Source organism: Chryseobacterium sp. FH1, assembly GCF_000735135.1.
In the GTDB taxonomy this organism is placed as follows: domain Bacteria; phylum Bacteroidota; class Bacteroidia; order Flavobacteriales; family Weeksellaceae; genus Epilithonimonas.
The window spans coordinates 917,151-929,911 of the sequence record NZ_JPLZ01000006.1; the positions used below are offsets into that span (position 1 = coordinate 917,151).

Annotated in this window: 12 protein-coding genes and 5 tRNA genes; 13 read left to right on the top strand and 4 right to left on the bottom strand. The window is 35.5% G+C overall.

Going from position 1 to position 12,761, the window contains the following annotated elements:
• The 6 genes from IO90_RS11105 (at position 1) to IO90_RS11130 (ending at position 1,955) form a co-directional block, all read left to right on the top strand.
• Positions 1–879, top strand: coding sequence for a tyrosine-type recombinase/integrase (locus IO90_RS11105; RefSeq protein WP_034966460.1), 879 nt, complete (start codon positions 1–3; stop codon positions 877–879).
• Positions 880–948: 69 nt separating this feature from the next.
• On the top strand, positions 949–1,239 hold the full coding sequence (gene hpf / locus IO90_RS11110; protein WP_034966462.1) for a ribosome hibernation-promoting factor, HPF/YfiA family: 291 nt from the start codon (positions 949–951) through the stop codon (positions 1,237–1,239).
• 276 nt (positions 1,240–1,515) lie between these two features.
• Positions 1,516–1,589: transfer RNA gene (locus tag IO90_RS11115), tRNA-Thr, on the top strand.
• 17 nt (positions 1,590–1,606) lie between these two features.
• Positions 1,607–1,687 (top strand) — tRNA-Tyr (locus IO90_RS11120).
• 85 nt (positions 1,688–1,772) lie between these two features.
• A tRNA-Gly gene (locus IO90_RS11125) sits at positions 1,773–1,845 on the top strand.
• A 38-nt stretch (positions 1,846–1,883) separates the two neighbouring features.
• Positions 1,884–1,955, top strand: a tRNA-Thr gene (locus tag IO90_RS11130).
• Positions 1,956–2,071: 116 nt separating this feature from the next.
• Here the strand turns inward: IO90_RS11130 and IO90_RS11135 are convergent.
• Positions 2,072–3,583 carry a DUF4394 domain-containing protein gene (locus tag IO90_RS11135; RefSeq protein ID WP_034966464.1) on the bottom strand — a complete coding sequence of 504 codons (1,512 nt, stop codon included), beginning with the start codon at positions 3,581–3,583 and terminating at the stop codon, positions 2,072–2,074.
• Between the two features lie 239 nt (positions 3,584–3,822).
• On the opposite strand from IO90_RS11135, the gene tuf reads away from it, so the two are divergent.
• The 4 genes from tuf to nusG all read left to right on the top strand — a co-directional run bounded on the left by tuf (position 3,823) and on the right by nusG (position 5,912).
• A complete protein-coding gene (gene tuf / locus IO90_RS11140; protein ID WP_028123380.1) occupies positions 3,823–5,010 on the top strand; it encodes an elongation factor Tu in 1,188 nt (395 codons plus the stop codon).
• 51 nt (positions 5,011–5,061) lie between these two features.
• Positions 5,062–5,132: transfer RNA gene (locus tag IO90_RS11145), tRNA-Trp, on the top strand.
• A gap of 13 nt (positions 5,133–5,145) precedes the next feature.
• A complete protein-coding gene (secE, locus tag IO90_RS11150; RefSeq protein WP_034966467.1) occupies positions 5,146–5,349 on the top strand; it encodes a preprotein translocase subunit SecE in 204 nt (67 codons plus the stop codon).
• Between the two features lie 17 nt (positions 5,350–5,366).
• Positions 5,367–5,912 (top strand): transcription termination/antitermination protein NusG, encoded by a 546-nt coding sequence (nusG, locus tag IO90_RS11155; protein ID WP_034966470.1) that lies wholly within the window; start codon positions 5,367–5,369, stop codon positions 5,910–5,912.
• A 273-nt stretch (positions 5,913–6,185) separates the two neighbouring features.
• On the opposite strand, the gene IO90_RS11160 is transcribed toward nusG, so the two are convergent.
• The 3 genes from IO90_RS11160 to IO90_RS11170 all read right to left on the bottom strand — a co-directional run bounded on the left by IO90_RS11160 (position 6,186) and on the right by IO90_RS11170 (position 9,669).
• Positions 6,186–7,346 carry a hypothetical protein gene (locus IO90_RS11160; protein ID WP_034966471.1) on the bottom strand — a complete coding sequence of 387 codons (1,161 nt, stop codon included), beginning with the start codon at positions 7,344–7,346 and terminating at the stop codon, positions 6,186–6,188.
• A 178-nt stretch (positions 7,347–7,524) separates the two neighbouring features.
• The gene (locus IO90_RS11165) at positions 7,525–8,331 is read right to left on the bottom strand and encodes a DUF7003 family protein (protein WP_131450868.1); all 807 of its coding nucleotides are present in this window, start codon (positions 8,329–8,331) and stop codon (positions 7,525–7,527) included.
• A 66-nt stretch (positions 8,332–8,397) separates the two neighbouring features.
• Positions 8,398–9,669 carry a serine hydrolase gene (locus IO90_RS11170; RefSeq protein ID WP_228374677.1) on the bottom strand — a complete coding sequence of 424 codons (1,272 nt, stop codon included), beginning with the start codon at positions 9,667–9,669 and terminating at the stop codon, positions 8,398–8,400.
• A 1,318-nt stretch (positions 9,670–10,987) separates the two neighbouring features.
• Between IO90_RS11170 and rplK the strand changes: the two genes are divergently transcribed.
• The 3 genes from rplK to rplJ are packed head-to-tail and all read left to right on the top strand — an operon-like array spanning position 10,988 to position 12,746.
• Positions 10,988–11,431 (top strand): 50S ribosomal protein L11, encoded by a 444-nt coding sequence (gene rplK, locus IO90_RS11175; protein ID WP_034966475.1) that lies wholly within the window; start codon positions 10,988–10,990, stop codon positions 11,429–11,431.
• An 11-nt stretch (positions 11,432–11,442) separates the two neighbouring features.
• On the top strand, positions 11,443–12,135 hold the full coding sequence (gene rplA, locus IO90_RS11180; protein ID WP_034966476.1) for a 50S ribosomal protein L1: 693 nt from the start codon (positions 11,443–11,445) through the stop codon (positions 12,133–12,135).
• 17 nt (positions 12,136–12,152) lie between these two features.
• Complete coding sequence (gene rplJ / locus IO90_RS11185; protein WP_034966478.1) at positions 12,153–12,746, top strand: 50S ribosomal protein L10; 594 nt, start codon at positions 12,153–12,155, stop codon at positions 12,744–12,746.
• Positions 12,747–12,761: the final 15 nt, after the last annotated feature.

A 12,761-nucleotide genomic window follows, 5' to 3' on the forward strand; every position in this document is an offset into this window, starting at 1 on the left:
ATGATAGAAAGATTCCTGGAGTACATCGAAGTGGAAAAGAGATATTCCCCACACACGCTTACAAATTACACAAAAGACCTTTCGGACTTTTCAGCCTTTGTTTTGAAAACAGAAGCAACGGAAGATGTGGTCCACGTACATAAGAAAGTAATCAAGAATTTTATCGTAGAACTCAGCAATTCCGGCCTGGCTAAAAGAAGCATCAACCGGAAACTTTCATCACTCCGAAGTTTCTATCTATTTATGCTCCGTTTGGAGGAGATAAAAGTCTCGCCAATGGAAACCATAGATTCGCTCAAATTCTACGCAGAAAAGCGCATTCCGTTCTCTGTGGAAGAGATGGACACAATGAAAACGGAAGTGGAGGAGAAGGGACAGATGACACTTCTGGAGAAACTCATCATAGAAACGCTTTACCAAACCGGAATCAGAAAGGCTGAACTCTGCAATCTCCTACTAAATAACGTCGATTTCTCAAAAAAAGAGATCTTGGTCATCGGAAAAGGAAACAAGGCCAGAATCATCCCGATTGCGGACGAATTGCTTTCCGATTATCAGACCTATCTTGCTACAAGACTTCCGGATTCTGATAACCAGCAATACTTTTTCATTAATAAAAAAGGAAAAAAACTCGGCGAAAAATTTGTTTATGTAGTCGTTAATAGGTACTTTAGTAATGTTACTTCCAAGCAGAAAAGAAGTCCTCACATTTTAAGACATACCTTTGCTACACACATTCTAAACGAAGGTGCAGAGATATCAAAGGTTCAGAAATTGATGGGACATTCCAGTTTGGCAAGTACACAAGTTTATACCAGCGCAAATATTGAGAAGCTGAAAGAAGTTTACAAGAACGCACATCCAAGAGAGAAAAAATAAATTTGATAAAATAGAGAAGATGGAATGATTTTTACATTTTACATTGTTTAACCATTTAAAACAGACGTTATGAAGATTACAATTCAGACTGCAGGTGTTACACCGCACGAACCATTAAAAGAAAGAATTGAAAAAAAATTAGCCAAACTTGAGACCTTTTATGACAAAATTGTTGAGGCTACGGTTTACCTTAAAGTTGAAAATACCACTGAGAAATTAAATAAAACAACCGAGCTCGTTATCAAAGTTCCAGGTGATGATATAGTCGTAAAAAAGACTTGTGCTACTTTTGAGGAAAGTTTGGACGAAGCTGTTGATACCGCTAAGAAACTGTTAATCAAGAAAAAAGAATTAGCTTAGAAAAAAATACGTTTTTTTTGTAAAAAAACATTTGTAGGTTTCAAAAAAGAGTCTCATATTTGCACTCGCAAAACGGAAGCAACCGAATTGCAGAAATATGATCTTTAATTTGAAACCTACTTTTTTGTTTAAACTGACTGTTTAGATTAAATAAAAAAAAATCAAATTTTTTTTTAAAAATATTTGCAGGTTTGAAGAAAAAAGTCTCATATTTGCACTCGCAAAAAGGAAGTAACCTAGACGCAAGATTGACGATCTTTATTAAAAAAAATAAATGCCTCCATAGCTCAGTTGGCTAGAGCAGCTGATTTGTAATCAGCAGGTCGTGGGTTCGAGTCCCTCTGGAGGCTCATTTATAGAAAATTTTGGGGAGATACCAGAGCGGTCAAATGGGGCTGACTGTAACTCAGCTGCTTCGGCTACGTAGGTTCGAATCCTGCTCTCCCCACTTTTTTATAAAAAATTTTATTTGCAGGTTATAAGATTTATTTTTAAATTTGCAAACCGTTAACCAACCTTTTTGGAAACAAAATGCGAAAGTAGCTCAGTTGGTAGAGCGTCAGCCTTCCAAGCTGAATGTCGCGGGTTCGACCCCCGTCTTTCGCTCAAAATCACAAACCTTACGGAATGTGATTTTTTTTTAGGCCGACTTAGCTCAGGGGTAGAGTGCTTCCTTGGTAAGGAAGAGGTCACGGGTTCAAATCCCGTAGTTGGCTCAGAAGGTCCCGAATCCGTTCGGGATTTTTTATGTTTAAATTAAAACTGTTGTTAAAATAAGAAGCCCGGAATAGATTTCTATTCCGGGCTTCTTTATGAGGATTTAGGGTTGTTTTTAGAACCCTAATCCTACAGCAAATCCTTTTACCATATTTGGATAGTTTGAAACAGCGGTTGCGGCTCCGTTGGTAGTATTTACCGTATAGATTTTAGTTTCAGTTCCAACAGTTGCTACCAAGTAAGCTTTCTGGCTAGTACTTCCAATATCAAATCCGTTGTTTGAAGTGATATTAATTCCCAAAGCACCTCGTTCTACTAGTGTTCCGGCGTTCGGTGGATTTTGAAGATATAATTTGTCTGTATTATGATCGATGACAAATAGCGATGTAGTTGTTGCTCCAGCGAAGTTGTCTGTGTAAGCTGCAGAGCTCAATGTAGGTGTTCCAGGGTTAATTAAACCATCAACTGCGGAAACAGATCCGTCAATTGGATTCAAACGCAGATTTTGACCCAAATCACTCACGACTCTAATTCTGTCAACTGTTGGGTTGAAGTCGAAGCCAAACTCAGTTCCGACAAGTGGCGTTGAAAGTGTTCCAGATCCAACTTGAGTAGCAGCGCCAGTTCCTAAATTGATTGTATAGATTCTGCTGGTGCTCCCCAAAGCGTAAAGCTGTCCGTTCAAAGGTCTAAAATCAATACCTAAGATGCCTTCTCCATTTTGCAATCCTGTAATAGCTTTTGAAACCGGTTCTGGTCTGTTTGGATTAAAGATTTGAAGTGCATTCGAAGCATCTACAGTGTAAGCAACAGCATCGGTGGGAATTGCCAGATCAATGACTTTTTGAGGTAACATTCCGATGTTGGTTGTTTTTCCATTAGAAAGATCTAATGTGTAAAGATGTTCTTTCGAATCTCTGGTTACTGCAACAAGCGCAACGCTGTTATCTGGATTAATGTCGAAGGCCGCCTGACCTGTGAAGGTGAATCCAAGACTTCCAACTTCAGCCAGCTTACCATCGTTTGGTGGATCTTGTTTGAATAATTTTCCTGATGTTGCGTCGAGATCATACAACGTTGTAGAGGTTGCTCCAGATTTACTATTGGTATATGCGATACCTGTGATTGAAGAAGTTGTGGCTATACTGCCATCCGTTGCTGCTACACCTCCGGTTTCAGGATTGAGGCGTAAGTTTTGTCCCGAGTTTGTCACTAATCTGATGCGGTCCACAGTCGGATTGAAATCAATTGAGGCGATTGCTCCCGAGATAGCCGGTGTGAAAGCGGTAGTACTTACAGGTCTTGAGGTAGCAGTTGAAGTGTTGATGATGTAGAACTTGCTTGCGTTGGAAAGTGCATAGAGTTCTCCTGTTGCTGGTCGGAAATCGATGCTTAACAATTTTTCCCCAGCAGCGATTCCTGCAATAGCAGTTTTCGAACTGAAGGAAGTTGGACTGTTGGCATTGAAAACCACCAATTCATTGTTTTCGGTCAGTCCATAAGTGACTTGATTGGGGCCGACAGTTACAGGTTCTTCCGGCGTTGGATTCATGTCGTCATCATTGTTACAAGACATTGCCGAGACCATAGCGAAAGTCGCTAAACAAAAATTGAATAATTTTTTCATAAGATTATTTTTTAGAGTTTCATATTAATATACGACAGAAAAGCAATCTTGGATTTGATGAAGTTTTTTTAATTGATTTTTTTATGTAAATTTGCCGTGTCAAAAGACAAAACTTTAATTGTTTGCAGTTTTTGGATTTGAATATCGAAATTTTTAATAAAAATATTTTTGATATTCAAAAAATCGCTATATTTGCAAACCGAAAAAAAATAATTAATTAAATTAATAAATATTAAATCATGGCAAAGGAAACGTTTAATCGTAACAAACCCCACTTGAACATTGGTACTATTGGTCACGTTGACCATGGTAAAACTACACTTACAGCTGCAATCAGTAAAGTGTTATCTGATAAAGGATTCGGAACTGCAAGAGATTTCTCTTCTATCGATTCTGCACCAGAAGAAAAAGAAAGAGGTATCACTATCAATACTGCTCACATCGAGTATGAAACTGCAAACAGACATTATGCTCACGTTGACTGTCCAGGTCACGCGGATTACGTAAAAAACATGGTTACAGGTGCTGCTCAAATGGATGGAGCTATCCTTGTAGTAGCTGCTACTGATGGACCAATGCCTCAAACTAGAGAGCACATCTTGCTTTGCCGTCAGGTAAACGTACCTAACGTACTTGTTTTCATGAACAAAGTAGATATGGTAGATGATGAAGAATTATTAGAATTAGTAGAATTAGAGATCAGAGATCTTTTATCTTCTTACGAATATGACGGAGATAACGCTCCAATCATCCAAGGTTCTGCTTTAGGAGGATTGAATGGAGATGCTAAATGGGTAGGAAAAATCGAAGAATTGATGGATGCTGTTGATACTTGGATCGAACTTCCAGTTAGAGATCAAGATAAACCATTCTTGATGCCAATCGAAGATGTATTCTCTATTACAGGTAGAGGTACTGTTGCAACTGGTAGAATCGAGTCTGGAGTTATCAACACAGGAGATCCTGTTGATATCGTAGGTATGGGTGATGAGAAATTGACTTCTACTATCACTGGTGTTGAGATGTTCAGAAAAATCCTTGATAGAGGTGAAGCTGGAGATAACGTAGGTCTATTGTTGAGAGGTATTGAAAAAACTGACATCAAGAGAGGTATGGTTATCGCTAAGAAAGATTCTGTTAAACCACACAAAAGCTTCAAAGCTGAGGTTTATATCCTTTCTAAAGAAGAAGGTGGACGTCACACGCCTTTCCATAACAAATACAGACCTCAGTTCTACGTTAGAACAACTGACGTTACAGGTGAGATCTTCTTGCCAGAAGGTGTAGAAATGGTAATGCCTGGAGATAACTTAACTATCACTGTAGAGTTGTTGCAACCAATCGCTCTTAACGTAGGTCTTAGATTTGCGATCAGAGAAGGAGGTAGAACAGTAGGTGCTGGTCAGGTTACTGAAATCACAGACTAATTATCTAAATAATATAAAGTTCCGTAAGGAAACTTACGGAACTTTTTAATTACGGGCATCGTCCAATGGTAGGATACCGGTCTCCAAAACCGTTGATCTGGGTTCGAATCCTAGTGCCCGTGCAAAAAGAAAATAATGAGCTTAGTAGAATTTTTAAAAGGTTCTTATACAGAATTCAAAGATAAAGTAGAGTGGCCAAAGTGGCCAGATTTGCAGTCCTCGACTATTGTGGTAGCTGTGACAACTGTAATCCTTGCTTTACTTACATTCGGAGTAGATTCTTTCTTCAGTGTAGCGATCAAGAATTTTGTTGCGACGTTTATTAATATGTTTAACTAATCCAAATTACTTTCCTCATGAGCGAATCGAAATGGTATGTGCTGAAAGCAATTAGCGGACAGGAAAATAAGGTTAAGAACTATATTGAGAACGAGATCCAAAGATTAAATATGGATGCGTACGTCACTCAGGTAGTGATTCCTATGGAAAAGGTGATCCAAATCAGAAACGGTAAGAAAGTTCCAAAGGAAAAGCCCTACTATCCTGGTTATCTAATGGTAGAGGCAGACCTTGTTGGGGAAGTTCCTCACGTGATCAAAAATATTCCAGGCGTAATTTCTTTCTTAAGTTTGACTAAAGGAGGTGAGCCAGTTCCAATGAGAAAATCTGAAGTAAACAGAATGCTCGGAAGAATGGATGAACTTTCTGAATTTGCTACAGATGTAGAAATTCCTTTCGTTGTTGGAGAAAACGTGAAAGTGGTCGATGGTCCTTTCAACGGATTCAACGGAACGATTGAAAAAATATTGGAAGACAAGAAAAAAGTGGAAGTTTCTGTTTTGATCTTTGGAAGAAAAACACCGATGGAACTAAGCTTCATGCAAGTAGAAAAAGTAGTATAAAAAATCTACATTTAAAATATGGAAAGCTATCAAATTTTTGATAGCTTTTTTTGTCGTATACAATTACTTCAAAATCAAAAAGCAATTCATTATTGTAGAAAGTCATTTGAATTTATTTACTAACAAAAACTATCGCAGAAAATAAAAATGCGATACCAATCACATTAAAAATCCAATATATGGGTACATTAGTTTCTTTTGAATATCCAAAACTAGGATGATAATTTCTGTAAATCAAATCTTTCACCTTCTCATCTTCTGAAACATGTAATTCTAATCGGATACTAAAGTTATTTCTAAATAACCACCACCACTCCCTTTAGCAGGCAAAATATTTTGGATAGAAAAAGATTCTATTTGTTCTTTGTCATAAACTTGCGAAAATTGATTACTTGAGAATCCAATCATATTGTTTCTATCATCACGCCATATCACAGTCTTTTCTTGAAATTGTCCTGTGATTTTTGGTTGTCTTCTTTTCACTTTATTATTTCTCTTATAGTCCTCTGAAATTCCAATTTTCCCCTCTAGTATCAAGTATTCACTTACTTGTAAATTTTCCTCGTAACTAAGGTCAATTAATAAATTTGGATAGTTCCTTTTGTTTTCGATGGTCAATGATGTATAACCAGCATTAAATTGCCAATCACTATCATAGGTATAGCAGATAGATAAGTTCATCCCGTTGAAATGAAAATTGCAATTTTTTTGGTCTGATCTTTCGTAACTGAGTCTATTTTCTTCCATTTTGATGTCATTCATCAAGACTCTTTTCAAATCAAAGTAACTTTGGTCTGTCCCATTTTTATCGAAGCATTGAGAATAGAAATGTAAGATAGGGGAGTCTGTTCTAGAATTATCAAAATACGATCTAAAATCTTTTAGGATAATATTCCCAATTCGAACCGGGAATTTTATTTTTGCTATTTTTTGACCATATGGTGATTTTTCAAAACTAATATTTTCATTTTTTTCCAAATCTCTATATGTCGCATCCCATGTTATAAACTGTTTTTTAGGTGATTGTATTTCAAACCCTTTTTCGTAATCGTTGAAGTTTCCATTCAACAATTCATAAGTTGTTTCGTGGTGCCTACGCCAAATCTCTTTTTTAAGTTCAACTTTTCTATTCACATTGTGAAAAAAAATGGAATCATTGAATTTAAATCTTTTGGATAATTCTTCGTAGACTTTTTTGAATCCTTTATAAATTGTAGGTATTGAATTTTGATGATAATCGAACAAGAATAGAAACGATTGCTTATTTACATTAACAGTAATATAAGCGTATTGAATGTCGTTAATATTAACTTCGCAACTTTGTATTCCATAATTGCCCTCGCAAATTATTTTATTCCCAACTATCTTTACAGTTCCATCATTACACTCATTAGGAAAGTTGTTTTTTTTGAAAAGTCTATCTGTTATGCTCATTACATTGTTGTTTTTGAATGATGGCTGATGTTTTGAGACTCAGCTATCGGGCGGGAAATAGAAGCACAAAAGCCGAATTTTTACTAAGTTCAATATCAATCCAAAACGTGTAGGATTGAATTATGCACTTCAGCCAGCCTGTCGCAAAACCCTTGTTAGCGGTAGCTGTTTTTTAATGTTATAAATGTCCGGATTCCCAATTTTTCCAGCAATTATTTGGTTTTTGTGTGGGTTTCCAATTTGTTATATTTTTAGTTGTTAAGATCTTTGCAATCAGTTGGTAAGTCTCTTGTTGGCTGGGTGGATTTGTTTTGTCGTAAGCACTTACAAAATGGAAGTCGTTGATGGTAATAAGTTTTGGAATATCTTTCGGAATATGTTTTCGGATTTCCTCCTCAGTCGCACTAATTGATGTTGGATTTGTTTCGTGTAAGTATCGTATAAAGTCTCCAAAGCCGATCAGATTTTTGGGATTGTTATAATCTCGTATATCAATTCCTACTTTTTCATAATTTTTATAGTTATTGTCAAATTCAACATGAGTATCCCGGATTTTAATTTCTTTGATATTTTGTCCAATTAATTCAAATGTTTCCATTTCCTCCCCATCTTTGTTTTCAATCCTTTCAAATTCTGTTGGGTCAATTAGAATTATATTATTCGCATTTGTGATATAGTTTCGCTCAGGATATTTGTCAATTGGATAGTCAATACAGTTTCCAACATAGTCTAATTCTATTTCTGCAGAATTTTCTCGATTTTGATAGCCACTTTTTTCAAAAACTATCACCCATCTTGTTGAATCTGCGTATAAATGAATTCTGTTTCCTGCGGTCTCACAGTAACCATGTTCGAGGTCAAGAAAAAAGTTGTATTTGATATCTTCTGGTCGTCCAATTGGATAATACTTACTTGGATTTCCGTTAAATGCTAAGTCTAATTGTTCTAAAATTTCAGTCTCTTGAAATGTCATTGTTTTTGTCATTAAGGTCATTTTTTATTGTTCCCGCACAAGAGCCCGCCATTTTGCTAAACGGTTGTTAGCTGTTTGTTATTTTTCATACATCAATTTTAAGCATAAATCATCTATATTGTCACTGATCTCGGAAACATTTGATAAGATAATGACTGCTGTTTTTTGTTCGATATTGATAGCCATAGAAGAAGAATATCCGCCTGTTCCTCCATTGTGCCAATACAAATCTTTGTTATTTTCGGATTTTAAAATGTGCCAGCTCAAACCTACTTTCATATCATTGTTAATGTCAAATGTTGGTTTCCTTGTCAATGTAAGTTCCGTGTTTTTAAGATTGAATTGTGCTGTTGCAAATATCGCCAAATCTTCTGTCGTTGATAATATTCCTCCTCCACCAAACAGAACGTCAAAATCCCAATTAGATACGATTTTGCCATTTTTGTCTAATCCTTTTATAAGTTTTTCTCCTAAGTCTTGGGAACTTGTAAATGAGTTTTTCATTTTGTATTTGTCGAAGATTTTCTTTTGTAATAATTTTTGAAAACTCGTCTTTTGCGACAAACCAAGTGTATAGCCTAAAAGTCCTGCACCTAGATTTGAGTAAGAATAAGTTTTTGAGGGTTCTTTTTCAAGTTTCAGCAGGTTTTTAAGATACTCGTCAATTTCATTTTTACCATAATTCTTGTAGGGATTGCTTTCATTCGATCGGTCCAAATTTTCGGGCAATCGGGGCAAACCTGAAGTGTGATTAGCCAAGCTTTGAAAACTTATTTCGATATTATCTTTGAAAGTGAAAGGATAAAATGAATTGATTTCATCTGTCAGTTTAAGTTTTTTGTCTGTAACAAGCGAAGCCAAAACGGATGATGTAAATACTTTTGTAATTGAGCCAATTTCAAAGATTTTATTTTGATTTTCAATCGGCTTTATAGTGTCGTTTACTTTTATAATTCCATAATACTTTTTTTTTCGATTTTGAATTATTGCAATCGAAAGTTGTGTGTTATTTGGAAAATCTTTAGATTTTGAGAAAATAATTTCAGCAATTTCTGGCGGATAGTCGCCAAGTGCATTTATGGTTTTATTTTCTGTTTTTTTGGCTTCTTCGTATGGTTTAATAAAAAGTCCGTTGATTTTATTTTGCTTGTCGAGCGAAATATTTACTGCTAAAACAGCTTTTTCAAAATTTGTTTTATACGTTGCATAAGTTCCTTGTCGATAGTTGATAAATTCTTTATTTTCAATTTGTCCGACTTGAATTTTTAAACCATTTAAAAACTGTCTTGTATTTTCAAAGAGGTAAAGCCTGTACCATTTCTTGCGAAAAACTGTTGAAAATTTCATCATATTTTTCAGCATTATAGTTCTTTTGGAAATTCTCAATCGCAATTTTATAATTGTCAGTTTGAGCAAATAATAAATTTGTCAATAATGTTGAGATTAAGAAATAGAATAGTCTTTTCATTCTGATTGTTGTTTTGTAATGAGATATGGAGTTTTGGGATAGATGGTATAGCAATCAAAGCAAAAATCTTCAATTTTGTACAAAATTTGAACCGTAAAATCCCGTAATTATGAGATTGAACTTTACAGTTAGCCTTATTATTGCAACGTTTGTTAGCTTTTTTTTTAAAATTCGTTAACTATTTTTTTATAAGTTTTATTTAATTCAATTGCATCTTCTCTATATCTTGGATACTTTTTTATGTTTTCTCACGCTATGATTTGACTATTTGAAAAACAAAAAGTTCATCCCAACTAAAAACCAAGCTTCAAAATGTCCGCCAAAGTTCTAATATCTATCGTTCAGAAAAAACACAATTTCAGTAGTTCGAAATTCAATTGAAAAAGTTCTATTTTCCTTTAATTTCCCTCCACTAAATCGTACAAATTCTTCGTCTTTATTTGTGGGAAAAATTGTTTTTACCATTCAGCTAATTTTTCTCTGTCAGTTCCAATAACTTCTAGTGCTTCGTCAATATGATTTCGTTTATGTCATCGTAACCTCTAAACCAACTTATGTAAGCGTGCCAAAAAAATGTATTGCCTTTTAAGTCATCTTGTTAAATCTGCTTGTCCATATTTTGTCTTGTTGTTAGCTTGCAGATTGGGTTGAAATTACCACTAACTCCCAAATATGCGAAGAATTTTCCAAACTCCCAAATCTTAAAACATTGTTGTGTAATGCTTTATAGCTTTGTAGGTTGAATTATGTAAAATGCGAAGTTGAATTATTATGAATCACTTCTGGTCACAATAACTATGTCAATGCTGAGGACAAAAATATCCGAAATGTGAAATCACCTTTGAACATGCAATGATAAATAGTTTTGAAGAATTGATTTTTTATGATTTAAATTAAAATACAATGATTGAGGTGGCATGGTTCTTATTTGAACGCTGAAAATTGTTTATAATCAGTGGTTTTGTTTTAGTGTAGAAAATCCAAAATACAAGTATGTTGTAATGAATGATAAACTGAAAATTGGTTTTCTAAGATTTTTAATAAAAAATAACTAAAAATCAATGCATTCCGTTTGCTGTTTCAAAAATATTTTATACTTTTGCAATCCGAAATATAGGTCTTCTTTTATGCGAAGTGACTTATGTTGAATAATTAATGCTTCCACATTCAATTATTTATTAATCAAATCAAAACATTAAAATGGCTAAAAAAGTCTTTAAAATGGTAAAACTTCAGGTGAAAGGTGGCGCTGCCAACCCTTCTCCACCAGTAGGTCCAGCATTGGGTTCTGCAGGTGTGAACATCATGGAGTTTTGTAAACAATTCAACGGTAGAACTCAGGATAAACCTGGTCAAGTTCTTCCGGTAGTGATCACGGTGTATGAAGACAAGTCTTTTGAATTCATCATCAAAACACCTCCAGTTGCAATCCAATTATTGGAAGCTGCAAAATTGAAAGGTGGTTCTGGAGAACCTAACAGAAACAAAGTAGGTGCTGTATCTTGGGCTCAAGTTCAGAAGATTGCAGAGGACAAAATGGGGGATCTTAACTGTTTCTCTGTAGATCCTGCAATTTCTATGGTAGCTGGTACTGCTAGATCTATGGGATTGAGAGTAACAGGAACTAAACCAACTAACGCTTAAAACTTAAAGAAATGGCAAAATTGACAAAAAAGCAAAAAGAAGCTTTAAGCAAAGTGGAGAAAAATAAAATTTACAATCTTGACGAAGCATCTGCTTTGGTAAAAGAAGTAAATTTTGCAAAATTTGACGCATCTGTAGATATCGCTGTTAGATTGGGTGTAGATCCAAGAAAAGCAAACCAAATGGTAAGAGGTGTTGTATCTCTTCCTCACGGTACTGGTAAAGATATCAAAGTTTTGGCTTTGGTAACTCCAGACAAAGAAGCAGAAGCGAAAGAAGCTGGTGCAGACTATGTAGGTCTTGACGAGTATTTGACTAAGATCAAAAACGGTTGGACAGATGTTGATGTTATCGTGACTATGCCTGCAGTTATGGGTAAACTAGGACCTTTGGGTAGAGTTTTAGGACCAAGAGGTCTTATGCCAAACCCTAAGTCTGGTACTGTAACTATGGACATCGGAAAAGCTGTAGCCGAGGTGAAAGCTGGTAAGATCGACTTCAAAGTAGATAAATATGGTATTATCCACGCAGGTATTGGTAAAGTATCTTTCGATGCTGCTAAACTTAAAGAAAATGCTGCTGAGTTGATCTCAACATTGATTAAGTTAAAACCAACTGCTGCAAAAGGAACTTATGTAAAAAGCATCTATTTGTCTTCTACAATGAGTCCTGGAATTGCAATTGATACTAAATCTGTTAACTAATTATAATCCTTAAGACAATGACAAAAGACCAAAAAGTTGTAGCAATACAAGAGATCAAAGACTTGCTTCAGGATGCAAAAGTAGTTTATGTAGCAGATCTTGAAGGATTGAACGCTTCTAAATCATCTGATTTCAGAAGACAAGCTTTCAAACAAAATATCAAAGTAAAAGTTGTGAAGAACACATTGCTTCAAAAAGCAATGGAACAGATCGAAGGTGTAGATTATGCTGAGATGTTCGAAACTTTTAAAGGAAACTCTGCATTGATGATTGCTGAAACGGCTAACGCGCCAGCAAAATTGATCAAAGATTTCAGAAAGAAAGAAGAGAAACCAGCTCTTAAATCTGCTTTCGTTCAAGAAACTTTCTATGTTGGTGACGAAAATCTAGACGCTCTAGTAAGCATCAAGTCTAGAGAAGAAATGATCGGTGAAATCATCGGATTGCTTCAGTCCCCAATCCAAAGAGTTGTTTCTGCTCTTCAAAACAAATCTGAAGCTGGAGAAGCAAGCGCTGAAGAAGCGGCTCCTGCAGTAGAAGAAACGCCTGCTGAGGCAGCTCCAGAAGCTCCGACTGCAGAAAGCACTGAGGAAACTCCAGCTGCTGAATAATTAGAACTCAAAAAA

What these genes read in the sequence shown, in the direction of transcription:
- IO90_RS11105 (WP_034966460.1), top strand. Translation starts at nt 1, where the DNA reads ATGATAGAAAGATTCCTGGAGTACATCGAAGTGGAAAAGAGATATTCC.
- hpf (WP_034966462.1), top strand. Translation starts at nt 949, where the DNA reads ATGAAGATTACAATTCAGACTGCAGGTGTTACACCGCACGAACCATTA.
- IO90_RS11135 (WP_034966464.1), bottom strand. Translation starts at nt 3,583, where the DNA reads ATGAAAAAATTATTCAATTTTTGTTTAGCGACTTTCGCTATGGTCTCG.
- tuf (WP_028123380.1), top strand. Translation starts at nt 3,823, where the DNA reads ATGGCAAAGGAAACGTTTAATCGTAACAAACCCCACTTGAACATTGGT.
- secE (WP_034966467.1), top strand. Translation starts at nt 5,146, where the DNA reads ATGAGCTTAGTAGAATTTTTAAAAGGTTCTTATACAGAATTCAAAGAT.
- nusG (WP_034966470.1), top strand. Translation starts at nt 5,367, where the DNA reads ATGAGCGAATCGAAATGGTATGTGCTGAAAGCAATTAGCGGACAGGAA.
- IO90_RS11160 (WP_034966471.1), bottom strand. Translation starts at nt 7,346, where the DNA reads ATGAGCATAACAGATAGACTTTTCAAAAAAAACAACTTTCCTAATGAG.
- IO90_RS11165 (WP_131450868.1), bottom strand. Translation starts at nt 8,331, where the DNA reads ATGACAAAAACAATGACATTTCAAGAGACTGAAATTTTAGAACAATTA.
- IO90_RS11170 (WP_228374677.1), bottom strand. Translation starts at nt 9,669, where the DNA reads ATGATGAAATTTTCAACAGTTTTTCGCAAGAAATGGTACAGGCTTTAC.
- rplK (WP_034966475.1), top strand. Translation starts at nt 10,988, where the DNA reads ATGGCTAAAAAAGTCTTTAAAATGGTAAAACTTCAGGTGAAAGGTGGC.
- rplA (WP_034966476.1), top strand. Translation starts at nt 11,443, where the DNA reads ATGGCAAAATTGACAAAAAAGCAAAAAGAAGCTTTAAGCAAAGTGGAG.
- rplJ (WP_034966478.1), top strand. Translation starts at nt 12,153, where the DNA reads ATGACAAAAGACCAAAAAGTTGTAGCAATACAAGAGATCAAAGACTTG.